Source organism: Leucobacter sp. cx-42 (genome assembly GCF_014529985.1).
Taxonomy (GTDB): Bacteria; Actinomycetota; Actinomycetes; order Actinomycetales; family Microbacteriaceae; genus Leucobacter.
Genome location: NZ_JACVMU010000002.1, coordinates 124135 through 149908 on the forward strand (window position 1 = coordinate 124135; position 25774 = coordinate 149908).

At 62.0% G+C, this 25774-nt stretch carries 25 protein-coding genes; 10 read left to right on the forward strand and 15 right to left on the reverse strand.

The genetic code is table 11. The features are described from left to right. The first annotated feature begins 57 nt into the window (after positions 1-57). The 4 genes from ICM05_RS03160 to ICM05_RS03175 are packed head-to-tail and all read left to right on the forward strand — an operon-like array spanning position 58 to position 3803. Entirely contained in the window at positions 58-1056 is a 999-nt protein-coding gene (locus ICM05_RS03160) for a Gfo/Idh/MocA family protein (RefSeq protein WP_188023127.1), read from the forward strand. Beyond that, entirely contained in the window at positions 1056-1781 is a 726-nt protein-coding gene (locus tag ICM05_RS03165; protein WP_188023128.1) for an acyl-ACP--UDP-N- acetylglucosamine O-acyltransferase, read from the forward strand. The genes ICM05_RS03160 and ICM05_RS03165 overlap by 1 nt, the downstream gene beginning before the upstream one ends. A 53-nt stretch (positions 1782-1834) precedes the next feature. After that, positions 1835-2701, forward strand: coding sequence for an ABC transporter permease (locus tag ICM05_RS03170; RefSeq protein ID WP_188023129.1), 867 nt, complete (start codon positions 1835-1837; stop codon positions 2699-2701). Next, a complete protein-coding gene (locus ICM05_RS03175; RefSeq protein WP_188023130.1) occupies positions 2685-3803 on the forward strand; it encodes an ATP-binding cassette domain-containing protein in 1119 nt (372 codons plus the stop codon). The genes ICM05_RS03170 and ICM05_RS03175 overlap by 17 nt, the downstream gene beginning before the upstream one ends. A gap of 127 nt (positions 3804-3930) precedes the next feature. Here ICM05_RS03175 and ICM05_RS03180 read toward each other — a convergent pair whose 3' ends face one another. From ICM05_RS03180 to galE, 4 genes are all read right to left on the reverse strand, one after another. After that, positions 3931-4785, reverse strand: coding sequence for a glycosyltransferase (locus tag ICM05_RS03180; RefSeq protein WP_188023131.1), 855 nt, complete (start codon positions 4783-4785; stop codon positions 3931-3933). Between the two features lie 9 nt (positions 4786-4794). Beyond that, positions 4795-5814 carry a glycosyltransferase gene (locus ICM05_RS03185; RefSeq protein WP_188023132.1) on the reverse strand — a complete coding sequence of 340 codons (1020 nt, stop codon included), beginning with the start codon at positions 5812-5814 and terminating at the stop codon, positions 4795-4797. 195 nt (positions 5815-6009) lie between these two features. Then, positions 6010-7389: an LCP family protein gene (locus ICM05_RS03190; RefSeq protein WP_188023133.1), complete on the reverse strand. Its 1380-nt coding sequence runs from the start codon at positions 7387-7389 to the stop codon at positions 6010-6012. Further along, on the reverse strand, positions 7386-8399 hold the full coding sequence (gene galE / locus ICM05_RS03195; RefSeq protein ID WP_188023134.1) for a UDP-glucose 4-epimerase GalE: 1014 nt from the start codon (positions 8397-8399) through the stop codon (positions 7386-7388). Before galE ends, ICM05_RS03190 begins: the two co-directional genes overlap by 4 nt. A 185-nt stretch (positions 8400-8584) precedes the next feature. Here galE and ICM05_RS03200 point away from each other — a divergent pair, with 185 nt between their 5' ends. Next, positions 8585-9772, forward strand: coding sequence for a mannosyltransferase (locus ICM05_RS03200; RefSeq protein ID WP_188023135.1), 1188 nt, complete (start codon positions 8585-8587; stop codon positions 9770-9772). A 143-nt stretch (positions 9773-9915) separates the two neighbouring features. Here ICM05_RS03200 and purE read toward each other — a convergent pair whose 3' ends face one another. Then, complete coding sequence (purE, locus tag ICM05_RS03205) at positions 9916-10407, reverse strand: 5-(carboxyamino)imidazole ribonucleotide mutase (protein WP_188023188.1); 492 nt, start codon at positions 10405-10407, stop codon at positions 9916-9918. A 417-nt stretch (positions 10408-10824) separates the two neighbouring features. On the opposite strand from purE, the gene ICM05_RS03210 reads away from it, so the two are divergent. Continuing rightward, complete coding sequence (locus ICM05_RS03210; RefSeq protein ID WP_188023136.1) at positions 10825-11520, forward strand: FHA domain-containing protein; 696 nt, start codon at positions 10825-10827, stop codon at positions 11518-11520. 105 nt (positions 11521-11625) lie between these two features. Further along, a complete protein-coding gene (locus ICM05_RS03215) occupies positions 11626-12915 on the forward strand; it encodes an alpha/beta hydrolase (RefSeq protein ID WP_188023137.1) in 1290 nt (429 codons plus the stop codon). A gap of 121 nt (positions 12916-13036) precedes the next feature. Here ICM05_RS03215 and ICM05_RS03220 read toward each other — a convergent pair whose 3' ends face one another. Genes ICM05_RS03220 through sdhC form a run of 6 tightly spaced genes read right to left on the reverse strand, consistent with a single transcriptional unit; the run spans position 13037 to position 19261 of the window. Continuing rightward, positions 13037-14179 (reverse strand): 5-(carboxyamino)imidazole ribonucleotide synthase, encoded by a 1143-nt coding sequence (locus ICM05_RS03220; protein ID WP_353055803.1) that lies wholly within the window; start codon positions 14177-14179, stop codon positions 13037-13039. Between the two features lie 56 nt (positions 14180-14235). Continuing rightward, a complete protein-coding gene (locus tag ICM05_RS03225) occupies positions 14236-15711 on the reverse strand; it encodes a YhjD/YihY/BrkB family envelope integrity protein (protein WP_188023138.1) in 1476 nt (491 codons plus the stop codon). A gap of 42 nt (positions 15712-15753) precedes the next feature. After that, positions 15754-16521: a succinate dehydrogenase iron-sulfur subunit gene (locus ICM05_RS03230; protein ID WP_188023139.1), complete on the reverse strand. Its 768-nt coding sequence runs from the start codon at positions 16519-16521 to the stop codon at positions 15754-15756. 3 nt (positions 16522-16524) lie between these two features. Then, positions 16525-18336, reverse strand: coding sequence for a succinate dehydrogenase flavoprotein subunit (sdhA, locus tag ICM05_RS03235; protein ID WP_188023140.1), 1812 nt, complete (start codon positions 18334-18336; stop codon positions 16525-16527). Between the two features lie 47 nt (positions 18337-18383). Next, the gene (locus ICM05_RS03240; RefSeq protein ID WP_188023141.1) at positions 18384-18830 is read right to left on the reverse strand and encodes a succinate dehydrogenase hydrophobic membrane anchor subunit; all 447 of its coding nucleotides are present in this window, start codon (positions 18828-18830) and stop codon (positions 18384-18386) included. Between the two features lie 17 nt (positions 18831-18847). Then, positions 18848-19261, reverse strand: a complete 414-nt coding sequence (gene sdhC, locus ICM05_RS03245) for a succinate dehydrogenase, cytochrome b556 subunit (protein ID WP_188023142.1) — start codon at positions 19259-19261, stop codon at positions 18848-18850. Positions 19262-19493: 232 nt separating this feature from the next. Here sdhC and ICM05_RS03250 point away from each other — a divergent pair, with 232 nt between their 5' ends. Continuing rightward, positions 19494-20630, forward strand: coding sequence for a mannose-1-phosphate guanylyltransferase (locus ICM05_RS03250; RefSeq protein WP_188023143.1), 1137 nt, complete (start codon positions 19494-19496; stop codon positions 20628-20630). 13 nt (positions 20631-20643) lie between these two features. Here ICM05_RS03250 and ICM05_RS03255 read toward each other — a convergent pair whose 3' ends face one another. The 4 genes from ICM05_RS03255 to ICM05_RS03270 form a co-directional block, all read right to left on the reverse strand. Continuing rightward, a complete protein-coding gene (locus tag ICM05_RS03255) occupies positions 20644-20886 on the reverse strand; it encodes a helix-turn-helix transcriptional regulator (RefSeq protein ID WP_188023144.1) in 243 nt (80 codons plus the stop codon). Next, positions 20887-21483, reverse strand: a complete 597-nt coding sequence (locus ICM05_RS03260) for a hypothetical protein (RefSeq protein ID WP_188023145.1) — start codon at positions 21481-21483, stop codon at positions 20887-20889. It lies immediately after the preceding gene. 109 nt (positions 21484-21592) lie between these two features. After that, the gene (locus ICM05_RS03265) at positions 21593-22285 is read right to left on the reverse strand and encodes a hypothetical protein (protein ID WP_353055804.1); all 693 of its coding nucleotides are present in this window, start codon (positions 22283-22285) and stop codon (positions 21593-21595) included. Between the two features lie 4 nt (positions 22286-22289). After that, on the reverse strand, positions 22290-23159 hold the full coding sequence (locus ICM05_RS03270; protein ID WP_353055805.1) for a GntR family transcriptional regulator: 870 nt from the start codon (positions 23157-23159) through the stop codon (positions 22290-22292). A gap of 196 nt (positions 23160-23355) precedes the next feature. On the opposite strand from ICM05_RS03270, the gene ICM05_RS03275 reads away from it, so the two are divergent. Further along, positions 23356-24444 (forward strand): ABC transporter ATP-binding protein, encoded by a 1089-nt coding sequence (locus ICM05_RS03275; RefSeq protein WP_188023146.1) that lies wholly within the window; start codon positions 23356-23358, stop codon positions 24442-24444. An 84-nt stretch (positions 24445-24528) separates the two neighbouring features. Beyond that, complete coding sequence (locus ICM05_RS03280; RefSeq protein ID WP_188023147.1) at positions 24529-25719, forward strand: extracellular solute-binding protein; 1191 nt, start codon at positions 24529-24531, stop codon at positions 25717-25719. Positions 25720-25774 lie beyond the last annotated feature (55 nt).

Here is a 25774-nt window from a genome sequence, read left to right on the forward strand (position 1 = left end):
AAGTAACCTCGACCTCCGGGCCGCTGGACACCAACACCCTTGGTAAGGAGCAACACCTTGAGCATTCGATACGGCCTCATTGGTCTCGGCATGATGGGACGTCACCACGCCCGCGTAATCCGCGAGACTGACGGCATCGATCTCGTTGCTGTCGCAGACGCGATGGGCGACCCGCACGGCGTCGCTGGCGATACCCCGATGTTTGACTCCGTTGAGGGCCTCATCAGCGCAGGTATTGACGCGGCGATTGTCGCCGTTCCGACGAAGTTCCACGAAGAAGTCGGCCTGAAGCTCGCAGCGGCTGGCGTGCACACCCTCGTAGAAAAGCCTGTGGCGCACGACCTCGAGGCAGCACACCGCCTCGTGGAGGCGTTCGAGGCGCAGAACCTCGTTGCCGCTGTGGGTCACGTCGAGCGTTTCAACCCTGCACTCTTGAGCCTGCGCGAGCGCATCGCAAACGGTGATCTCGGCAAGGTGTACCAGATTCAGACGCGCCGCCAGGGCCCTTTCCCCGCGCGTATCGCTGATGTTGGCGTTGCCAAGGACCTCGGCAGCCACGACATCGATCTCACTGCTTGGCTCGCACAGTCGAAGTACGAGCGCGTCGCGGCTGAGACCGCGTACCAGAGCGGTCGTGAGCACGAAGACATGATTCTCGTCTCGGGCAAGCTCGAGAACGGCATCATCGTGAACCACGCGGTGAACTGGCTCACCCCGTTCAAGGAGCGTCTCACGATCGTCACTGGCGAGCGCGGCGCGATGGTCGCTGACACGCTGACCGCCGACCTCACCTACTATGAGAACGGCACCGTCGGAACTTCATGGGACGCAGTCTCTGCGTTCCGGGGCGTCAGCGAAGGCACCGTCACGCGCTTCGCCCTTGAAAAGCGCGAGCCGCTGAAGAGCGAGCATGAGGCGTTCCGTGACGCAATTCTTGGTGTCCGACAGGACGCCGTGACCCTGCGCGAGGGCCTCGAAACCCTGCGCGTGGTCGAGGCTTCGATCGAGTCGGGTAAGACCGGCGAGACCGTCCGCCTCTCGGACGCCGCAGCATAATGGCGAACCAGATCAGCCCCGCGGCGTTCATCGGCGAAGGTGTAGAGCTCGGTGACAACGTCACCGTTGGCCCAGGCGCCGTCATCCTTGGTCCGTGCGTGGTGGAAGACAACGTGTGGATCGGCCCTGGCGCTCAGATCGGCGCACCGCCCGAGATGTCGAACCTGCCACAGAACGCTGCGTGGAACGGCGATTTGCAGCACGCGGGTGTGCGGATCGGCGCAGGTGCGGTCATTCGTGAGGCTGCGGTGATTCATCAGGGCAGCTACCGCGAGACCACCATCGGCGCTGGCAGCTGGATTCTCAATCGTGCGTATGTCGCCCATGACGTACTCGTTGGTGAAGCGACAACGGTCTCCGCTGGCGTCTCGATCGGTGGCCACTGCATCATCGGCGCGCGCGTGAACATCGGCATGAACGCGGTCGTGCACCAGCGCCGCATCATCGCCGACGGTGCGATGATTGGAATGGGCACGCCCGTGACGCGCGATGTTCCCCCATTTGCGAAGGTGTACGGCACTCCCCCACGCCTGGCTGGCGTGAATTCCGTTGGCGCGGAGCGCGCAGGACACGACACGGCTGCCATCGAGGTGCTGGCGGCTGCGTACGCGGTTGGAGATTTCTTCTTAACCGGCGACATTCCCGCATCACTGGCCTCTCTGCAGGCGCCCGTGACCACTTGGCGTTCACACGAGAACACTCATCCGGTTACCGTTCGTTCTTGAGCTTTGCAGAACCACAACAGGTGATCACAGACGCAGACGATAGGATCGAGCGTATGACTGAGAGCACGGTGATCAACGACCCGGCTTTCTCCACACCAGGAGCAAGCAAAGGTCTCATCGATGTCTTCAAGCACCGCTATCTACTGAAGCTGTTGCTGAAAAAGGGCATTTCGACGCGATACTACGGATCAGCCCTCGGCTGGGTGTGGTCGTATATTCGCCCACTCGCACAGTTCGTCATGTACTACGTGGTCTTTGGGATTATTCTCGATACGAACAAGGGGATCCCGCTGTTCCCGGTGTACCTCGTGTCGGGTATCGTCGCGATCAACCTCTTCAGCGAGGCCCTTCGAAACACCACGAGTTCGATTGTGGACAATAAGGCGCTCGTGAAGAAGATCTTCATGCCGCGAGAGTTGTTCCCTGTCGCCGCGATGGGCGTCGCGCTCGTCCACTTCCTGCCGCAGGCCGTTGTGCTGCTCGCAGTTACGCTGTTCTTCGGGTGGTCTTTCAGCTTTGTCGGGCTAGGTGCATTCCTGCTCGGTGTGTTGATCATCATCATCTTTACGCTCGGGCTTGGCCTGTTCTTTGGCGCGCTCAACGTCGCCTATCGTGACTCGCGTAACTTCGTCGATCTCATTTTGATGTTTGCGACCTGGGTCTCCCCGGTCCTTTACTCATGGACCATGATTCGTGATCGCGCACCAGAGTGGCTTTACCACCTCTACATGGCGAACCCGATGACCACCGCGGTCTCCCTGTTCCATGAAGCTTTCTGGGGACCCATGGCAGGCGACTCTCCGCGCCCAGAAAACATGCTGATGAACATCCTCATCGCAATTGCACTCTCGCTCGTTACCCTGCTCATTGGGCAGCTGGTCTTCCGCCGAATGGAGGGTAAGTTTGCCCAGACTCTCTAACGACCAGGAGCAGGCGAAGCCTGCAATCGTCTTCACCGACGTGACGAAGACGTTCCAGATCAATCACACGAGTTCTCTCAAGGAGACGGTGATTGCTGCGGTCAAGCGCAAGAACCTGAAGTCGTCGTTCAACGCCGTCGACCACCTCTCCTTCGAGGTGCCAGAGGGCCAGTCGATCGCGCTCCTCGGCCGCAATGGCTCGGGTAAGTCGACGACGCTGAAACTCCTCTCGGGCGTGATGCGCCCCGACTCTGGGTGGATCCGCACCCGCGGCCGCGTTGCCGGCCTGCTCGAGGTTGGTGCTGGCTTCCACCCTGACCTCACCGGTCGCGAAAACGTCTACCTGAACGCTGCCATCCTCGGTATGTCAAAGGAAGAGACTGACGCGCGCTTCGACTCGATCCTCGAGTTCTCCGAGATTGGCGAGTTCATCGACGCAGAGGTGAAGCGATACTCGTCGGGCATGTACTCGCGCCTTGGTTTCTCGGTTGCGGTTCACACTGAACTCGATGTGCTCCTCGTCGATGAGATCCTCTCCGTTGGTGACGCACAGTTCCGGAAGAAGTGCACGGCGAAGATGAAAGAGTTCCAGGCGAGCGGTAAAACGATGTTCATCGTCAGCCATAACGCCAACCAGGTGAAAGAGCTCTGCGAGCGCGGCATCGTGCTCGATCACGGCAAGATGGTCTTCGACGGACCGATCGATGAGGCTGTTGAGTACGTTCGCGCAGAATCACTCGACGATCTGAAGTCGCCGTTCGAGATTCACGAATCTGTCTACGACCTTTACGCGGACAATCCCGCGCGCTGGGGCATGCCCACCGGGCCAGCGGAGCGCGTCACCGCAAACGGTGGTGGCTACGTTCAGCATTTCGCCCGCGGTGTGATCACCTACTCCGAGACCACCGGTGCGAATGGTTTGGTGAACGGCTTCTTCAGCGAGGCGTACCGCCAGGCTGGCGGCCCTCAGGGCGCCTGGGGCTTCCTCGCAGGCGCACCGCATGGTTCGTACCGAGATGCTGGTGTCCGCGAGCTTCCTTTCCAGAACGGCACTGCAGAGTTCACCGTCGCAAACGGCATCGAGTTCGTCCCGAACCCGTAAGCTCCCGTCACTAACGCAGCGACCGTCCCGTGCTTCACGCATGGGACGGTCGCTGCGTTTTACGAGGCTGAGCCGGCCGGCGGGTTCACGCTCCGCCTAACAGTCAGGCGGGGGCAGACCCAGCGGGCTACGCCTTATCGCCGGGCAGCCCGCTGCCGACGAAGCGGCGGAAGAGCACGCGCTTGAGCCAGGCCGGCATGAGGCGGTACACGCCCTTCACCACCACGTTGCGCGCGTATTCGCCGCGGCTGATGAAGTCCACGCGGAGGAGCTCACGCTGGAGCGCCCATTCGGTGCGCGCTTCGGTCCACCCGCCGCGACGGCCAAAGGCACCGGCGCCAACGCGGTAGCGCAGGAGCGGCTCAGCGATGTTTTCGCAGCGCGCACCGTTCTGCAGCAGCCGTACGCCGAGCCAGTAGTCTTCCATCTTCCCGAACGGCTGGTAGTCGCCAACGGCAGCCAGAGCTTCACGACGGTACATCATCGTGGGGTGGTTAAACGGGTTGTGGGTCTTTGCGTGGGCGCGGATACGGTCGGCCCCAACCGGCGGAACTCGGACCGCTGCGACGACGTCGGGGTCACTTTCGAATTCGACCATGCCGGTGCCGACGAGATCGTAGCCCTGTGCCATGAGCTGCCACTGCTTCGCGAAGCGGTCGGGGTCAGAGACATCGTCAGCGTCCATCCGCGCGACGATGGGGTGCGCGCACGCCGCGAGGCCGGCGTTCAAGCCAGCCGTGAGGCCCTGGTTTGTCTCGAGGCGCACGATGCGTACGGGAATGACGCTATCGCGCTCGATCCGCACCAATTCACCGGCCAGCTCAGCGCCGACAGGGCCGTCCTGCACGATGACCGCCTCGGCCGGACGCAGGGTCTGATCGTCGACGGAGCTCACGTATGCGAGCCGCAGGAACTCAGCGTTGTCACCGGCGTACACCGGAAGCAGCAGCGAGAACGGGGCGGTGGGGGTGGTTTCAGTCACCCGCTTAGCCTACCGATCCGCGCGCTTGAAGAGACCGAGCCTGGAAAGACCGCGGCGCCGTTCCACCTTCGAGAGGCGATCAACCTCAATCTGTACGTCGACGGGAACGCCGACATCACGCAGGACGAGACGGGTGGCGCGGGGGTTGGTTCCCCAGCCTTCCTTCCAGCCGCGCTTCAGGCAGTCGCGCAGCTGGGCGCGATCGTCGGAGGCCTTGAACGTGCGGTACCAGCGGCGCGCAGATGCGGCCGTGTACATAAGGTTTTCCCACGGGGTGAGCGCACGGCTGCAGCGGAATACCCACAGCTTGTTGCGCACCTCGAAGAAGAAGCGGGGGCCAGGATCTTGGTCGCTCGATCCGCGCTTGACGGTCTTGTGCGTGACGACGGAGTCAGGTACGTACAGGCCGCGCGCATCGCGCAGCAGACGTGCAGAGAACTCGAAGTCGTCGTTCCACAGGAAGTAATCGGCGATCGGCAAGCCGAGTTCACGCACGCGTTCCGCGCGCAGGAAGGCAGACACGAAGGAGATCGAGCGGATCTCCATGGCACCAGCCGCGGCGGCGCGCTGGCGCTCCTCGCGGTCGGCACCGATCTTTGCCTTCGGAGTGTTCATGGGATGGTCGTTACCATCGGTCCAGACAACGCGCGATCCCATGACGGCGAGGTTGTCTGAGCCAGTTGCGCGGTATCGCTCGTGGGCGCGGAGGGCGCCGGAGAGCGCCTGCGGGCCGGGGACGGTGTCATCGTCCATGACCCATACCCAATCCACCTCGGCGTCGAGCACTGCTGCTGCGATGCCGACCGCGAAGCCACCGGCACCGCCGGTGTTCGCGTCGAGGCGGATCAGCCGGGCGCGTTCGCCCCAGCTTTCGAGCATGGCTTCAGCGACGTCGGGCGACCCGTCGTCGGAGGCATTATCGACAACAATGAGTCGATCAACTGGGCGTTCCTGTGCGGCTAGGCCTTCGAGGGCCTCACGCAGCAGATCGCGGCGATTGTAGGCGACCAGCACGGCTGCTACTTTCACGTGCGCGTCCTTCCTGTCTGTTCTCGTGCGCGAACGTTCCGCACACGGTCCCACAGCTCTCAGCGGCGTGGGCAAACCAACCCAGCATACGCCAATCTCGCTACTTCATGCTGAAGATTACGAGGAAACACAAAACCGGGCAGGAATTGCACGATGTCATTTCCTGCCCGGTCTGCTGCTCAGACGCGCCGCGTTTTACTCTTCTTCGACAGGTGTCGCCGCAGCGACGCCCTGGCGCACGAGGTCATGAATCTCGACGAAGTCTGGGTTGTCTGGATCAACTGCCGGGGGTGTCAGCTCAACGTTGACCGGCGGGAAACTGCTCGCCTTCGCCGCGAGATCAACGAACGGGCCAAGCATCGAGTCTGGGATGTCAGTCTCAACGAGCTCAGTACCGGCCGCCGCAATTTCCTGGAAACGGGTCAACACGTTCTGCGGCTTCATCTGCGCGAGGATCGCTGCCTGCAGCTTGCGCTGACGGTCCATACGATCCCAGTCACCACGCTCAGAGCCGTAGCGCGAACGGGCGTACCACTGCGCTTCGTAACCGCTGAGCTTACGCTCGCCAGCCTTCACCCAGTCGGTGATGCCGTTGCCATCTGCGTCGCCGCCGATGGGGAGATCTTCCTCAACGTTGATGGTGACGCCGCCGAGCGCATCGATCATGTGCTCGAACGCGTCCATGTTGAGGAGTACGTAGAACTGCGGCTTCAGACCGGTCACACCCTCGACAGCATCGCGCGTCGCTTCGATGCCGGGGGTCGAGCCATTGGCCTCAGCGTCAGGGTACGGCGACTCGTCGTAGAAGTATTCGGCCTCCGCGTATACGGCGTTGATCTTGCAGTCGCCAACATCGCAGCCCCAGTCGACACCGAAGCCGTTGGGGAAGTCCTGGTACAGCGGTGAGCTTTCGGGGAACGGCACGTTGTACATATCGCGCGGAATACCGATGATCACGGACTGACCCGTCTCTGCATCGACACTCACGAGCGAAATACTGTCGGGTCGCAGTCCTTCGCGATCCGCGCCCGCATCGGTACCGAGCAACATGATGTTGTAGCGACCATCGATCGGATCAATCGGGGGCGCGGATCGGAACAGCGACGAAATAGCCTCACGTCCCGCGTTGATGGTGCTCGCCGCCCATGCTGCGCCGACCGACGGCACGACGGTGAGGATGACGGAGAGCAGGACGATGGGGATCCGCCAGCTGGGCTTCACCCGCACGAGCTTCACCATGCGGAGCGTGTCGAACCCAATGATGAGCCACATGATCGCTACGAACACGACAATGACCTGCAGACCGAGCAGGAAGAAGCTGTTGGTGAACAACGACAGGGTCGCGACGCGCGCGTTCAACGCACCAACGAGTGCGCCAATTGCCGCGAGCCACATGATGATCGTCACGGTAATGCCGAAGCGACCGAGCTTCTTGTTGCCCGCGAGCATCTGTGCGCTACCCGGGAGCAAGAATCCGAGCACGATGAGCCAGAATGCCCGCTTCGTCATGAGCGGAGCTGATGACGTGTCGGGATAGCGCAGCGGGCGCTCGAGGTCTACCTGGGTTGCGCTCATGCGCCGTATCCCTGCGGGTTGGCTGACTGCCACGCCCACGAGTCACGGCACGCCTCAGCGAGCGAGCGAGTGGTCTGCCACTCGAGCTCGGTGTTTGCCGCCGACGGGTTCGCGACGGTCTCTGCGACGTCGCCGTCACGGGCTGGCGCGATGACATAGGGAATCTCGCGGCCGGCTGCCTCACCGAACGCGCGCACGACCTCGAGCACGCTCGAGCCGGTGCCGGAGCCAAGGTTGTAGGTGGCGACGCCAGCGGTGATTCGCTCAAGCGCTGCGACGTGGCCTTCTGCAAGGTCCATCACATGGATGTAGTCACGGACGCCGGTGCCGTCAGGAGTGTTGTAGGTGTCACCAAAGACGCTGAGGTGTTCGCGCTTGCCGACAGCAACCTGCGCGATGAACGGCATGAGGTTGTTTGGGATGCCTGCGGGATCCTCGCCAATTCGACCGGACGGATGCGCGCCGACCGGGTTGAAGTAGCGCAGCAGCACCGCGCCAAGTTCTGGCCACGCCACCTGGGTGTCGCGAATGATCTGTTCGTTCATGAACTTTGACCAGCCATACGGGTTGGTGAGTCCAACACCGACGGGGTGCGCCTCGTCCTGCGGAACGTATTCCGGGTCGCCGTACACGGTTGCGGAAGAGCTGAAGACGAGCTTGTCGACGCCGCGCTCGCGCATGAGGTCGAGCAGTACGAGGGTCGAGTCAAGGTTGACGCGGTAGTACCGGGTCGGCTGTGCGACCGACTCGCCGACCGCCTTCAACCCTGCGAAATGCACGACGGAGTCGAACTGCACGTCTGCGAGGGCCGCGGTGGCGGTCTCGCGATCCGCCAAATCAGCCTCGATGACGGGGATGGTCTTCCCGGTCAATTCCTCCACGCGACGGACAGCCTCGCGGCTGCTATTTGAGAAGTCGTCAAGGACGATGACCTCGTGGCCACGCTCGAGCAATACCAGGGCAGTGTGCGAGCCGATGTAGCCCGCCCCTCCGGTCAATAACACACGCATGGTGACCAGCGTACTTCGGGAACCTTGGTTTCCACGTGCGGATCACTCAAAAATTCCAGTGAACTCCCCCACTCGCTGTGGGAAAACCACAAGTTACGCCTCGCTCAAAGATAGGATGTGCATACGCGTGTTCTTCAGGCCGAACATGCGCATTCCAGAGGAACACTCAGCAATTAGGGGGCGAAATGGCGAGGCTTACGGTTGTGGCAGAACCGTTCCCCGATTGGGAAGCTCCCGTGCAGCGTCTTGCTGCCCGCGATCTCACCGTTGCGCTCTCGGCTCACGCGCCTCGCTCGTGCAGCGTCCGCTACCTGTCTGCGAGCGATAGCCCACTCCCTGAGTTCCCGTCCGCACGCATCGCCACCGAGCAGCTGCCGCTGCGTAAGAATCTGCTCCCTATGCTGTGGCAGTCGCGTGCGACCGCTCGCCCGCTCGACGGTGAGCTGTTCCACGCTCTGACCCCGATGGTTCCGCTGCGCGCTCGCGCGGAAGATTTCGGTACGCAGTCGACGATCACGATCCCCCACATGCTGCAGTGGGAAGCGCCCGAGCTCATGAGCCCGAACCAGGCACGCCTCCTGCGCGCCTTCGTTCGCCGTGCGGCGAAGTTCGCCGATGTGATCCTCACCACGACCTACGCGACCGCGAACACCCTCGCAGAGGTGTGCGGATCGGACCTCAACGTCCAGGTCGTTCCGTTTGCGGCCCCGCGCGAGTTCGTTGCAGGGCCTGACGCGGCAACGCTCCGCGCACAGCTTGATCTTCCTGAGCGCTACGCGGTCACGACCGCACGCGCTGATGAGCGCGGCCGCCTGTCATGGGCGTTCGATGCGCTGCGTGCGCACCCCGAGGCTGAGCACCTTGTCGTGCTCGAGGGCCTTGATCCCGCGGTGTACACCAAGTCCTCCGGCGCCGAGAAGTCACGTCCGGCCAAGTCAGCAGATACTGACGAAGCGGCAGCACCCGAGGCTCCGCGAGCAGGCAGCGTTGCGGTTCCCGCTGATCTCGCTCACCGCGTGACGGTCGTTTCGATCGACACTGAAGACGAGCTCGCCTACGTTGGCGCGATCATCGGCGGCGCATCGCTCTTCCTGCAGCCGCAGTCGTTCCTCGGCTCTGGCTACACCGTACTCGCTGCGCTCACCGCTGGCGTCCCCGTGCTGCACTCGGGCCACGACGCGACCGAGGAGCTCGTGCTTGAGGCCGGATCCGCTGCCCCCACCGCAGAGGAATTTGCGGCCGAATTCGCTCGCCTCTGCACCAACTCGAACGATGCGCTCGAGCACCTCACCGTGCTCGCAGGCGATCGCGGCCGCACGTTCTCGTGGCAGAACACGGCCTGGCATCTCTGGCAGACGCACGCCGATATCTAGGTCGCCGGCGCGCGAGCTACGTTCCAGCCTGATCTCCTGATGGCAGGGCGCGGATCCAACGCACCCCCGAGACAACGCAACGGGCCGGGCTCCTCAGTGAGGAACCCGGCCCGTTGCCGTCTGTCAACGCGGCGCAGCGACAGTTACTTCTTTTCGGTGACCTCGGAAGCCACGCGCTCCTGGAGCGCAAGGTTCTTCTCTTCAACCATTTCGCTCAGGCCGCGAGCATACTCGTCAAGCGTTGCGGAAAGCTCAGGATCGCTCGCACCGAGGATGCGAACTGCGAGCAGGCCGGCGTTCTTCGCGCCACCGATTGAGACGGTTGCTACGGGGATGCCGCCCGGCATCTGCACGATCGACAGGAGCGAATCCATGCCGTCAAGGCGTGCGAGCGGGACGGGCACACCGATGACCGGGAGCGTGGTCATGGAGGCGACCATGCCGGGAAGGTGAGCCGCACCGCCGGCGCCAGCAATAATCACCTTCAGGCCGCGACCAACGGCCTCACGTGCATAGGTACCCATCTTTTCGGGGGTACGGTGGGCCGAAACGACCTCAACTTCGAAGGGAACCTCGAAGTCACGCAGCACCTGGACTGCCTCAGACATGACGTTGTAGTCAGAGTCTGAGCCCATGATGATGCCGACGAGCGGTGCGACCTGCTTCGCCGCTGAGCTCTTCTGCTCGCGACGCGCACGTCGACGGTGCTGCTCGTTCTGTGGACCGGATTTTTCGCTGTTCTTATTGCCGTTTTTTGCCGCGCTGTCTGCCATGTATACAGCGTACCCGTGGCGTCTGATGAATTAGTCAAAAATGCCAAACCTCACCGCGAGATGCTGAACAATATTGGGGCTGATCGGCGCGACTGATCCGCGCACGGTTCGTGTCCCAGATCCGCGTGCGAACCCAGTGATGCCCCCCGTGCACTGCGTGCGTGCGCGCGTTCACAGAAAGCGAGTAAGCTTAGTGCCTACATCGACGGCCAGGAAGCGCTGAATGAGCTTGGCACTCATCCCCGCGCAGCGGCGGAACGTAACCCGGAGACGAAGCAGATGACAGAGCATGAGAGTGCCCCCCAGCAGGACGCGACCCTCGTGCCTGTCGCGCCGAAGGCATCCTTTGGTGCGGCCGTAGTCGAGTCACCGACCACGCCCGTTGGGCCAGGCTTGCACCCCGAGAAGATCGTGCCCGGATTTGCGAAGCTCTCACGGCTCCCAGATGCACCCCAGGTACATCCGTCACACGCGGTTGATCGCACAGGCACAGGATCCGCGCCCGTCCCCGCTCCGGTCCAGACTCCGCCGGCTGTCACCAGCCAGGTCGTCGGCCCGCCGCCAGCTTCCCCGTTCCTCTCGGCCTCCGACTGCGACGAAGCTGACGACACCACGGTCGTGATGAATCGACCGGCGCCGTTGATTCCGTGGTTGCTCACCACCGATACCGACGAAACGTACGTGCTCGCCCCGCTCACGCTCGTGGGCCGCAAGCCGAACCCTCGATCTGCGTACCCGCGGGCTGCGTTGCTGCGTTTGGCGGATCCCGACAAGCTGCTTTCGCGCGTGCACGCCGTCATCGATTACAACGAAGACGGCATCTGTCTGACCGACCTCGGCTCCACGAACGGCACCGCACTCATCACTGCACAGGGCACCGCGTACTGCGAACCCAACGTCCGATACCTGCTCGATGAGGTCCTCGCGATCGACTTCGGCGGCGCACGGTGCACGCTCCGACGGGCAGACCGCTAGTCGTACACTGCCGTTGCACGCACTCCACCGAGGGTGCCACGTCGGGCGCCTGATTCGGCACTCTTGTCTGATGACAGAACATTCGCAGTCCTGTTTCATCGAAACATGCGTTACATCATTGGATCTCTGGCGGGTGCTTCAGCCCTCGCCCTCACCCTCACGAGTTGTGCTACCCCCACCACGACCCGACCAGAAGCAGCGATCACGTGGGGTTCGTGTGACTCGTTCACCACTCAGGTCACGGACTTCTACAAAATGATGGAGATGCCATCGCCGACTGACGGGTTCGAAGACCGCCTGCAGTGCGGCGAGGTGTCTGTCCCGCTGAACTATGACGATCCCAAGGGTCGCCAGCTCACCATCGCTGTGACCAAACTCGCTCCCAAAAACGAGAGCACCGGCTACGTCTTCACGAATCCCGGCGGACCTGGTATCGAAGGCAGGACGTTCCCAGCAGTGCTCGCCAACACCCCGATGCAGGCCATCACCGAGAATATGACGCTCATCGGTATTGATCCTCGTGGTACCGGCGGCTCAACCACAGTGATGTGCCAGGACGAAGAAAGCGACGAAAACGCCGAGGCCGATGTCACCGAGGCGATCGCTCTCGCCAACGCAGAGCGCACGGCACAACACAACACGAGCTGTGCCGACCTCGACTCGGAGTATGTCGAGCAACTCACCACACAAAACATTGCGCGTGACCTTGACCGCGTACGCGAGGGTCTCGGAGCCGAGAGGGTGAGCTACTTCGGTGTCTCGTGGGGCACCGAACTCGGCATTGAATACCTCAACACGTTCCCAGACCGCGTCGATCGGATGCTGCTCGACAGCGTGATGGATGTGCGCCAGGACATCACCAAGACGCTTGATGACGTAGCTGAAGCCACTGCAGCCGCTCCAGACCCGCAGCCGTACAACGAGGACGAAGCTGCCGATCCTGACGCGGCAGCAAAGGACGATACGCTCGCTGCCGCAGAGACTTACTCCCCCGGGAACTTCGGCACGCGCACTGCAATCACGTGTAATGCGTATGGCGCGACCGACGGCAAAGCTGTGTGGGAAGACCACGTCGCGCGCTCGGAACGCCTCGGCACCGATCTGCAAGATCGTGCGGCCCACCCAGTAAGCGGCGACCTGCCAGGCACTTCCGCGTGTGCCGGCTGGCCGTTCGCGGCACAGCCGCTGAAGCTCAGCGGCGAGAAGTTCGACAACCTGCAGATCGTCGTGCACTCCGGCGAAACCGTCACTCCGCCGGCATGGGGCGAACACGCTCACGAACTCCTCGGTGGGAGCATCGCGGTCGTCGAGAACGACCAGCATGGCTCGCTCGCATACAGCGACAAGGCAGAGGCCGCTGCGAAGTTCTTGGTAACGGGAACCCCGATCAAGTAGGCGGCCCCAGACAGCACTCAACCCCGCGAGAAGCGGCAGTCACGCAGACTGGTCACCTCTCGCGGGGTTGTGTCGGTATCGGGGTGCCACCACTCGGCACCCCGATACCGAGCGGAGCGGGTTACGCGAAGACGTCGGCCGCGGCGAGAGCCGCTGCGCGGACCGTCTCGAGATCCGCGCCCGTCACCGTCACGTGGCCGACCTTACGGCCCGGACGCGACTGCTTATCGTAGCTGTGGATCTTTGCCGCAGGGTGCTCCGCGAGCGCCTGCGGGTAACGCGCGAGCATGGTGCCCTCAGCGGGGCCACCGAGCACGTTGACCATCACGGCAGCGGGCAGCGACATCGAGGTGTCACCGAGGGGCAGGTCAGCAACCGCACGAATGTGGTTCTCGAACTGGCTCGTGACCGAACCCTCGATCGAGAAGTGGCCCGAGTTGTGCGGGCGCATCGCGAGCTCGTTCACGAGCACGCGGCCGTCGCGGGTCTCGAACATCTCGACCGCAAGCACACCGGTCACGCCGGTGCCCTCAGCGACCTTGAGGCCGATCTCAGCGGCCTCCTCGAGCGTCGACGCGTGCTGCACGGGCGCGGGTGCGAGCACCTCTGCGCAGACGCCGTCACGCTGGATCGTCTCAACGACAGGCCAGGTGCGGATCTCGCCGCTCGGACGGCGTGCCACGAGCTGCGACAGCTCACGTACGAAGTCAACGAGCTCTTCAACGAGCAGGAAGCCGCCACGAGCGTCTTCCGCGAGCGCGGTGAACCAGTCACTGACCTCGACGGCCTCGCTCACGACGCGGACGCCCTTGCCGTCATAGCCGCCACGAGCGGTCTTCACGACCGCGCGACCACCGTGTGCGTCGATGAAGGTCTGCAGCGCAGCCTCGTCAGCAACCTTCGCCCACGCGGGGACGGGAACGCCAAGCTCTTCGAGCTTCTCGCGCATGAGGATCTTGTCCTGTGCGAACTGCAGCGCATCTGGGCGCGGGTGTACCTGCTTGCCGCGCGCCTCGAGTTCGCGAAGAATCTCGCCGGGGACATGCTCGTGGTCAAACGTAATCACGTCGACGGTCTCCGCAAACGCGTACACGGTCTCGGGATCACGGTAGTCACCCACAGCGTCTGCTGCGCGAGCCGCGCTCATGCCCTCTGCTTCAGCGAGCACGCTGATGCGCAGGCCGAGGTGAATTGCGGGCGGAACCATCATGCGAGCCAGCTGGCCCCCACCAATCACGCCGATCTTGATGCTGTCGTTCGCCACATTTGCCTCTCAGTGGTTAGGTACGTCGCACGCGGCGCGCAATGCGCCAACAGCTACTATTCTGCCGTACTCTTGCGATCTGTTTGCCGCAGACGTTGTTTGAGCGTTCGCTGGGGACGCTTTGGTTCGATCCGCGCGAGCAAATCACCAGCCTCGACCTTCGCACCTGCGCGCACGACGAAGCTTGCGTACCCCGTGCCAGAGGCTCGGATCGCTTCCTCCGCTGCAAAGCCCGCATACGGGTCGGGAGTGGCCTCGCTGGTGGTGGGGCGGATCCGCGACTCGGCTTTGCCGGACACCGTCACGAGCAGGTCACCCGCGCCAATGAACGCCCGGTCAGGGACCGCCCATTCGTTCACGCGACCGGAGATGCTCGCGCGCACCTCAAGCGTGTGATCTGTGGGTTCGAGCACATCGTCAATAACCGAGTCGCCGGAGACCGCCGCAAATGCGAGCGCAGCCGCCTGGCCAAACCGATAGCCACCCGACGCGGGACGATTGTCAACAGCAAGCACTTCACGCGCTGGGAGCACGTGAGTGATGCGTGAAGCTTCTTCGGTAGGCGAGTGTACCCACTGCATCGGGAGACCGTAGCTGCGGTGGATGCCGGTTGCGATCCACGATGAGGTCAGCAAGATCACCCGGCAGATGAGGTTAAACCAGAGCAGCAGACCGATGAACACCGCGAATGACGCAAGCAGGGGGTTACTCGTAGCGCCACCGAGCAGCAGTCCGCCGAGGATCTTCAGTGCGAGCAACGCCGCACCACCCAGGCCACAACCGAACAGGAGCGGTCGCCATGGCACGCGAATCTCGGCGAGCAACCGGTGGATTGCGACGAGTACGAGCACGTCGACCACAAAAAGCAGCGCGTAGCGGATCACGGTGCCGAGCCACGTCAGTAGCCAGGCAAAGTGCGGCTCGCTAAACAGCCCAAGGAGCCAGTGCATGACGTTGCTACTCAGAATTGTCAGAGCCGCAGACAGCACCACCGCGATGAGGAGCAAGAAGGCGAGGCCAAAGTCGCGAAGCTTGAGAATCGCTGCGTTGCGATAGCGCTTCACTTCGAGGCCGAAGATGATGCGGACTGACCGCCTGGTGCCGGTAAACCAGTTGATCGAGATCCAGAGGAGAGACGCGCCTGCCGCGAGGCTGGTCCAGTCAATGATGCGGGTGGTGGTCAAGCTCTTCAGCGACACAGCCGCGTTTCCATCACCGACGAGGCCGGGGATGAAGGTATTGATCTGCTCGACGATGGTCTCAATTAGTTCGGTCTGGCCGCGCAGGAAGATGCCGAAAATACCGAAACCGACCCACAGCGCGGAAAACACCGCGAAGAGCGCCTGGTAACTCATGCCAGAAGACATGACGACGCCGCCGATGTCAACGAAATGTGACCAGGCGCGGAATGGTCGGGTGTGCTGCACCCAAGCCCACAGCGCCTGCACGCCCTGGACTCGCTCCTGGCGGGACGACGAGACCCCACCAATCTCAGCCAATACCGGGCGGAGGTTGGTGGGGTCTGTCGTCATAGTCAGCTCAGGGTTCGTGGTTGCGGCACGAACCTCCCTGAATTAGTTGGTCTTGCCGCTCAGGATCGCAGACTTCACTTCAGCAATTGCCTTGGTGACCTGGATACCACGGGGGCATGCCTCTGAGCAGTTGAAGGTGGTGCGGCAGCGCCACACGCCTTCCTTGTCGTTGAGGATGTCAAGACGAACCTGAGCGTTATCGTCACGCGAGTCGAAGATGAAGCGGTGTGCGTTCACGATCGCTGCGGGGCCGAAGTACTGACCATCGGTCCAGAAGACGGGGCACGACGAGGTGCACGCAGCGCAGAGGATGCACTTGGTGGTGTCGTCGAAACGCTCGCGCGAAGCGATGTCCTGGATGCGCTCCGAGCCCTCGGGAGGGGTCGTGTTCGCAACGAGGAACGGCTGCACCTCACGGTACGAAGCGAAGAAGGGCTCCATGTCAACGATGAGGTCCTTCTCAAGGGGCAGACCCTTGATTGCCTCAACGTAGATGGGCTTCGTGATGTCAAGATCCTTGATCAGGGTCTTGCATGCGAGGCGGTTGCGGCCGTTGATACGCATAGCGTCCGAGCCACAAATGCCGTGTGCACACGAGCGACGGTAGCTGAGCGTGCCGTCAACGTCCCACTTGATTTTGTGGAGCGCATCGAGGATACGGTCAGTCGGGTACATCTCGACATCGAAGTCTTCCCAGTACGCCTCTTCCTGCTGCTCCGGAAGGTAGCGGCGGATGAGGAGCGTGACGGTGAAAGGCTTAGGTGCGTCGGGAGCGGCCGTCGTTGCGGCCTCTGCGGTAGCGGTGCTCATGACCTAGTACTTCCTCTCCATGGGCTCATAACGAGTGAAGGTGACTGGCTTCCAGTCGAGGCGGATGTGGTCATCGGGATCAGCCGAGTGCGGATCGCCCGAGAGGTACGCCATGGTGTGCTGCATGTAGTTCTCGTCGTCACGCTTCGGGTAGTCGTCGCGCATGTGACCGCCACGGCTTTCCTTACGGTTACGAGCGGTGTACGCGAGCACCTCTGCGAGGTCGAGCAGGAAGCCCAGCTCGATTGCTTCGAGGAGATCGGTGTTGTAGCGGTAGCCACGGTCCTGAACGCCAACGTTCTTGTAGCGCAGGCGCAGGTCGTGGATCACTCCGAGTACCTCGGTCAGCGAATCCTCGGTGCGGAACACCTGAGCGCCGCGGTCCATTGCTTCCTGCAGCTCGCGGCGGAGATCCGCTACGCGCTCGGTGCCGGTGCCGGTGCGGAAGCTCTCGACGAGCTCGCGCACCTCCTTTGCGGGATCCTCAGGAAGCGCGACAAACTCTGCCTCGTTCGCGTAATCAGCTGCGCGGTTACCCGAGCGCTTGCCGAAGACGTTGATATCGAGGAGCGAGTTGGTGCCGAGACGGTTGGCGCCGTGCACCGAAACGCACGCGCACTCACCGGCTGCGAAGAGACCGGGAACAACGGTGTCGTTGTCCATAAGCACCTCTGCGTCAACGTTAGTGGGGATGCCACCCATTGCGTAGTGTGCGGTCGGGAACACGGGAACCGGCTCGACTACCGGGTCAACGCCCAGGTAGGTGCGAGCGAACTCGGTGATGTCAGGGAGCTTGGTCTCGAGCACCTCAGCACCGAGGTGGGTGCAGTCGAGGTACACGTAGTCAGCGTGGGGACCAGCGCCGCGGCCGTCGAGGACTTCCTGCACCATCGAACGAGCGACGATGTCACGGGGCGCGAGGTCCTTAATGGTCGGTGCGTAGCGCTCCATGAAGCGCTCGCCACTCGCGTTACGGAGGATCGCGCCCTCACCGCGTGCACCCTCAGTGAGGAGGATGCCAAGGCCGGCAAGGCCGGTCGGGTGGAACTGGTAGAACTCCATGTCCTCAAGGGGCAGGCCCTTGCGCCACACGATGCCAACGCCATCACCAGTGAGGGTGTGAGCGTTCGAGGTGGTCTTGAAGATCTTGCCGAAGCCGCCAGTCGCGAAGACGATCGACTTCGCCTGGAACACGTGAATCGCGCCAGTCGAGAGCTCGTATGCAACGACGCCTGCGGGCTTGCGGTCCTTGCCCTCACCAGTCATGACCAGGTCGAGTACGTAGAACTCGTTGAAGAAGTTCACGCCGAGCTTGACGCAGTTCTGGAACAGCGTCTGCAGGATCATGTGGCCGGTGCGGTCTGCTGCGTAGCATGCACGACGGACAGCTGCCTTACCGTGGTCACGGGTGTGGCCACCGAAACGACGCTGATCGATCTTGCCGTCAGCCGTACGGTTGAAGGGAAGGCCCATGTTCTCGAGGTCGATGACCGCGTCGATGGCTTCCTTGGCGAGGATCTCTGCCGCGTCCTGGTCGACGAGGTAGTCGCCACCCTTGACAGTGTCAAAGGTGTGCCACTCCCAGTTGTCGTCCTCAACGTTTGCGAGAGCTGCTGCCATGCCGCCCTGTGCCGCACCGGTGTGCGAACGGGTCGGGTACAGCTTGGTGATAACCGCGGTCTTAGCCTTGGGGCCAGCCTCGATTGCTGCGCGCATACCTGCGCCACCAGCGCCGACGATGACAACGTCGAACTGGTGATAAGTGATGCCGTCCTTGACGGTAACTTCCTCGCCCGCGTGGGTATCGGTGGTCACGTTAGTCCTAACTTCGTTTCAGTACGTCTGTGTGTCGTGAGTCAGGCTTAAACAGCCGGGCAGAACGACGGAAGCAGGTCGGCAGGGGTGCCGGCCGGGCAGGGGTTCAGCGTGTAGATCACGAGCGTGCCGAGAAGGACCAGCACAGCAACCGAGATGAAGAGCAGAACCTTGAGGGTCTTTGCGACACCGGGGCGCGTGACGTAGTCGTTCACGATGGTGCGCATGCCGTTGCCGCCGTGGATGAGTGCGAGCCACAGCAGGAGGGTGTCCCAGACCTGCCAGAACGGGCTTGCAAGCTTGCCAGCGACGAAACCGAAGTTGATTGCGTGAACGCCGCCCTCAGTGAGGAGGAGGTTCGATGCGAGGTGACCGAATACGAGCACGACGAGCAGAACGCCCGAAACGCGCATGTAGATCCAGCCCCACTTCTCCCAGTTCGTGTTCTTCTTCGCAGCCTTCTGCGAGCGGGGAGCTTCAATAGTCATAGCCATGTTGTTTTCTCCTCGCCTTAGTGACCGAACACGTTCATGAGGTGACGCGGCAGGAAGCCGGCCATCGTTACTGCCCACAGCGCGATAACGACCCAGAACATGGTCTTCTGGTACTTGGGACCCTTGCTCCAGGAATCAACGAGGATCACTCGGATGCCGTTGTATGCGTGGAACACGATCGCTGCAACGAGAGCTGCCTCGCCAAGACCCATGATCGGGGTCTTGTAGACGCTCATCACCGCGTTGTAGCCCTCGGGGCTCACACGAATGAGTGCAGTGTCAAGCACGTGTACGAGAAGGAAGAAGAAGATCGCAACACCGGTGATACGGTGCAACACCCACGACCACATTCCTTCGTTACCGCGATAGAGCGTGCCGCCGACTTTCGTCTTCGGCTTCGCCGCCGCGGCCTGTGCAGTTTGGGCTGTCACGAGCTTCCTCCTTAGCTCCGCATGCGCCGACGTCGCCGGCGTTTGAAGATGAGAACGGTGCTTCGACGCAAGAAATCCGCTCGCCGCCAACAGGGCACACGAACGGGTCGCGGGCATCGAAGTAGAGTTCCGCTGCCTTCCATTATGACACCATGTTTGCCCCGATGATGTCCCACAGACTTCTGGTTTTCCCTACAGCGCTCCGAAAGTGATCCACGTAAGCTTAGGAGCCATGACTGATTCGACTGTCACCAGCTCCGCTCTTGATCGCCTGACGTGCGTGATCCCCGCTGGAGGTGTCGGTTCTCGACTGTGGCCACTTTCCCGTGCAAACGCACCGAAGTTTCTGCTTGATCTCACTGGTTCTGGCGATTCTCTCCTCCGCGCAACGTGGGATCGACTCGCGCCAATTGCGCCGGCAGAGCGCATCATGGTCGTCACCGGAAACGCTCACCGCGAGTCAGTTCAGGTACAGCTTCCCGATCTCCTTTCTTCCAATCTCATTACGGAGTCTGAGCCGAAAGATTCTTCTGCAGCTGTCGGTCTTGCGGCAGCAATCCTTGAACTGCGCGATCCCGATGCGATCATCGGCTCGTTCGCTGCAGACCATGTGATTCGCGGCGATGTGCTCTTCCGGCGCGCGGTAACGACCGCGGCGCACGCGGCAGATCAGGGTTCCATCGTCACGATCGGCATCCATCCAAGCCATCCCTCGACGGGGTTCGGCTACATCGCTTGTGGCCCTGCACGGAGTGACATCGCACCGTTCGACGTGTACAGCGTGACCGAGTTCGTCGAGAAGCCCGACCAGGCCCGCGCAGAACAGTACCTCGAGAGCGGCAACTACCTGTGGAACGCAGGCATGTTTATCGCTCGCGCGACCGTGCTGCTCGACCAGATGGCAGAATCACGCCCGGAGCTCGTTGCAGCGCTCCGCGAGATGGCGGCTTCGTGGGACACGAAGAAGGGTGCCGCGGTACGCGAGTGCCTCTGGCCGACACTTGAGAAGATCGCAATCGACTATACGGTTGCCGAGCCTGCAGCAGCGGCGGGCAAGATGGTTTGCGTCGCCGCACACTTCGACTGGGATGATGTCGGTGACTTCGCCTCCGTCGCAAACCTGCTTACCCGCGGCCGCGGCAGTGGGAGCGACCTCGCCGTGCTCGGTGATGGCGCCCAGGTACTGTCTGACGCGTCGAGTGGCATCGTTGTCTCTGAGAGTGACCGCCTGGTCGCTCTCGTTGGCGTCGAAGATGCCGTAGTCGTCGACACGCAAGATGTACTACTCGTCACCACGAAGGCACGCGCACAAGACGTCAAGAAGCTCGTCGAACGCATGCGCGTCACTGGCGGCGGCCACCTGCTGTAGGCGTACGCCTACGTTATCGCTCGTCCACGCTCGGAGCGCTTATCTCTCGGTGAAACGACAAGAGGTCACCAGGTTGACAATCGAGAGCTTCGCAGATTGCTTCAAGGGTTGAGAACCGTATCGCTTTGGCGTGGTTATTCTTCAACAACGAGAGATTCACCACAGAAACCCCAACACGCTTCGAGAGCTCCGTCAGCGTCATTCCGCGCTCGGCGAGACGCGCATCCAGGGAAACGACAATGCGTGTCTCTGGCAACTAGACCACCCCATCAGCTTCACTTGCGAATCGACCGCTCGTTCGCATCGACCATCCAATCACAGCAATACCGATTCCCACGAACACGGGCACAGCATTCAGTCCTGACAAGAATCCCGGCTCAAGCCAGTCACCGGATCGGGCGTACAGGTCAATCGACAGCGACTCGGCCGCGAACTTTTGCGCCTTCCCTGCGAGCAGTGATCCTGCAGCAAGGAGCAATCCTCCCGAGACCGTGAGACCCGCGAGTACATTCCATCGCAGCTTGCCAACAAACAGTAGGAGAATCGCAACAATTGCGAGGAGCGCAAGCAAAATTGTCACTGGATACTCGATCAAAGCGGCGGTTCGGAACAACCCAATCAGGTCGGCCGACACGTGAGTTACTCCCACATCGGCATAGCCGTTCGCCAAATAGTCAACCTGATCTCCCCACTTCTGCCCCATTTGTTCTATCTCATCAAATGGAAGCGGGATGCTTGCGTGCACTTGACCAAGCGCGAGTTGCCGCAGGGTTTGAGCAAGATTGTTGCATGCAAATACCGCAGCTCCGACGGCAAACAACAGGCCAACCCAACCCATGGTGACCGTGGACATCGAGCGCCGAACTAGCGGTGATTCATTACGTTTATCATTACGCATGACATAACGATAAACATAAAGCCTGAGAGTCGCCCGAGCGTTCAGGTGCACCCGCACTCACGCCCTAGTCGCTGTAGAGCACGAACGGGTAGCGCTCAGAACGCACCGCGTGCGCCTGCGCTCCGCGGTACCGATCACCGGTCTCGTACTCATCCGACGACGAGACGACGACTCGACCACTCAAATTCACGAGGGTTGCATCAGTCAGCCCGAGCCCGCGCTCAAGCAGCTGCTCTTCGATGTCACCGACGAGCACGTCAGCGCACACCACACCCCAGAAGCTGCCATCAACAGTGACCGGCACGGTTGAGGTAATGGTCACTTCATTCGAGCACAGGTAATCAACAAACGGGCCGGCACTATGCCGCTCCCCCGTCTCGCGCGGAACGCGATACCACTCGAGACGCTCAAGGTCGATGGCTGCTTTGCCAGGACCAAAGGTCGAGGATGCCAGGAGCAGCTTCTCTGGCCCCTGCCACCAAGCGAGCGGGTTTCCTTCGGTAACCAGCGCATCGCTCGCGCAGAAGCCCGCACCGTAAATTGGGCGATCGCCAAAGTCCAGAATGCGATGCGCATCGGATTCGACGATTGTGGCCAGCTGCAGTCCAGTCAGACCCGCCTCAGCGTGCGGTCGAAGATCTTCGATGAGGCCGGGGATCCACGCATCAAGCGGCGCAAAGACCCCGTCAAAGAAATGATCGACGCGTGCCATCGCCTCGCGTGCGACTGCATCACGCGCAGCGTGGTCTACCGACACGCTTTCACTCAAGATCCACCTGCTCCATTGAATGTTGATCTGTGCGCTTCTGCTCAGCAGCCGCGCGTACTTCGCTGATTGATTTACCGGCGAGCAACTCTGCTCGGAATCCTACAAGCCAGCGAACCGATCCTCGCACACTCTCGCGCACTGTGGTGCGCACAAGCTCAACATCGCCACTTTCTGTTGCGGAAATCTGTGCTGCCAAGAACGCGTGTGTCTGCTCTCGCGCCACACTGTCACCGTCCTGCAACGCAAGCAACGGCGTGAACTCCGTTTGCAACCTGACATGCTCTGTCGTCAGGCGCACCGACTGGCTCAGCGCCGACAATTCAAGCTGCACCTCGGTAATGCGTCGACGCCAGAGATCAGCGGGCAGCCCGCGCGCAGCGTCGAGCATCTCACGCACGACAGCGAGCTCATCGTCCGTCGCTCGCATGCACGCGTATTCCGCACACGCGGTCACGATCGTTTCGTAGTGCACACCAAGATCCGCGAGGGCGAGTCGGGGCAACTCCACGAGTGAGCGCGCATTCACTTCTTCCACCGCACCGTGGCTCGTACGCACAAAACTGCCGCCATTGCGACCGCGTTTGGTGACAATGAGTTCACGCGTACGCAATACCCCAAGGGCCTCTCGCACGGTCACCACAGCGACACCAAACAGATGCGAGAGCTCCGTCTCGCTTGGCAACCGCTCACCCTCAACAAAAGCGCCGACCGTAATCGCCTGAATGATCCGCGAAATCACCAGTTCCGCGCGCCCCTCTTCACCAATTGGCGCGAAGGCTGCGGTGCGCAGACGGGAGGTGCCGTGGGCAATTCCATCTTCCGTGTCACCCAAATACGCCAGCTGCGCGGGGGTCTCAGTCACGTCGTCCTCCGAGCTCCTGTGGGTGCCAATCTTTGCTTCCGAGGACGAGTCTGGCACACATCACCCGGCTGATCCTGTGTAACAACGTAACCGAACTGTGATCGAAATTCTTGCTTTTCCGTCTAAAACATTTAATCCCATATGTTAGCTTTCATAGCATTCAAGTTTTCGACACCGTTGTTGAGGAGCCCGCGACATGGCCAATAACTCCGCCCCCACACTCAATTCCAATGAGAGCGCGGTTTCCCTTCGCGGGATTCTCAAGCAGTTCGGTGATTTCACCGCGGTGAAGGACCTCGACATGGAGATCCGCAACGGCGAATTCTTCTCGATGCTCGGTCCCTCGGGCTCGGGCAAGACCACGGTCCTCCGCATGATTGCTGGCTTCGAAGAGCCGACCGCGGGCCAGATCCTGCTGCACGGCACCGATGTCACGCGATCCGCCCCCTTTGACCGCGAGGTCAACACGGTCTTTCAGGACTACGCGCTGTTCCCCCACCTCTCGATCGCAGAGAACGTTGGCTACGGCCTGAAGGTTCGCGGCGTTGCCAAGGCCGAGCGCGCGAAGCTCGTCGGCGAGGCACTCGAGCAGGTTCGCCTGAGCCAGGTCGCCGGCCGCAAGCCCTCGCAGCTCTCGGGCGGCCAGCGTCAGCGCATCGCGCTCGCTCGCGCACTCATCCTGCGCCCGAAGGTGCTCCTGCTCGATGAGCCGCTCGGCGCGCTCGATAAGCAGCTGCGCGAGCAGATGCAGGTTGAGCTCAAGCAGATTCAGCGCGAGGTCGGCATCACCTTCATCTTCGTCACGCACGACCAGGAAGAGGCACTTACCCTCTCCGACCGCGTCGCCGTCTTCAACAACGGCAAGATCGAACAGGTCGCGTCACCGCGCGAGGTCTACGAATTCCCGGAGACCGAGTTCGTCGCTCGCTTCCTCGGCGTGACCAACATCATCTCCTCGGAACTTTCGCAGCGTTACTTCGGCAACGCAGATCTGCATAGCCTCCGCCCCGAGCGCGTCTCGCTCGTCGACGCGAGCGCTCCCGCAGCGAGCGAGGGCATCGTCGAGATCGCAGGCACCATCGCCGAAACCGTCTACGCGGGAGCACACACTCGCTACCTCGTCGACGGCGCAGATGGCGAGCGATACATCTCGGAGGCGCAGAACGCGCATCTCCCCAGCACGAGCATCGCGATCCGCCGCGGCGACAACGTCCGCCTGCAGTTCCCCCGCGAGTTCGCGACCGCGATCCCCGGCACCGCCGGCGCGCAGGCCGCTGCGGCCTAGGGCGATCCGCGCCCCGCATCGCGGCCCCGCGCACCTCGCTCCCCAGCTTTCATACCCGTAAGACACATCAACAAAGGAGTTCTGATGAACAAGAAAAAGGCACTCATTGCGCCGCTCGCAATCGCGGCCGCACTGGGTCTCGTCCTGACCGGTTGCTCCAGCAGCGATGCTGGCGGATCCGGCGAAGCAGGCGGCCTCCAGATCGACGTCCCCGAGATCCCCATGATGACGGAGCTCGGCGACCTCGAAAAGGAAGTCAACATCGTCGCATGGTCGGGCTTCGTTGAGCCCGCATGGTCGGATCAGTTCACCGCAGACACCGGCTGCGTCGTCAACCGCAAGGTTGCCGCAACCAGTGATGAAATGGTGACCCTCATGCGCACCGGAGAGTACGACCTCGTGTCGGCATCGGGTGACGCAAGCCTCCGCCTCATTGTTGACGGCAACGTCCAGCCGATCAACACCGATCTCATCCCGAACTTCGGTGACGACATCGTTCCCGGCATGCAGGGCCAGCTCTATGACACCCTCAACGGCAATGCCTACGGCGTGCCGATCGGTCGCGGCGCAAACATCCTCCAGTACAACACCGACGTCGTCAAGGAAGCTCCCACGAGCTGGGACGTCGTCTGGGAGAAGGACAGCCCGTACGCAGGCAAGATCGCTGCATACGACAGCCCCATCTACATCGCTGACGCAGCTATCTACCTCATGAAGCACCAGCCTGACCTGGGCATCACGAACCCCTACGCGCTCGATGCAGACCAGCTCGCAGCAGCAACCGAGCTCCTCAAGCAGCAGAACCCGATGGTGTCGGAGTACTGGAGCCCTGCAACGAACGTCACTTCGTTCACCGGCGGCAACTCGGTCGTTGGCACCTCGTGGGAAGTGCTCCGCAAGGCAACCGGCGATGACGCAAAGTTCGCAAGTGTTCTCCCTGGAGAGGGAGCGACCGGCTGGTCAGACGCATGGATGCTCGCAGCTGACGCAAAGAGCCCCAACTGCGCATACGAGTGGATGAACTACACCTCGGCACCCGAGGTGAACGGCGCAATCGCAATGAACTTCGGCATGGCACCCGCAAACGCCGCGTTCTGCGACACCAGCGACGAAGCAAAGGCACACTGCGAGGCGTTCAACGCAACCGACGAGAACTACTACGACCAGGTGTGGTTCTGGACCACCCCGATCGACCAGTGCATCGACGGCCGCACCGACGTCCAGTGCACCAACTACCAGGACTGGACCAAGGCCTGGCAGACCGTGAAGGGCTAACCACCCTTCATTCGTGGGGCGGATCGGACCGCTTTGGTGATCCGCCCCACGGCAC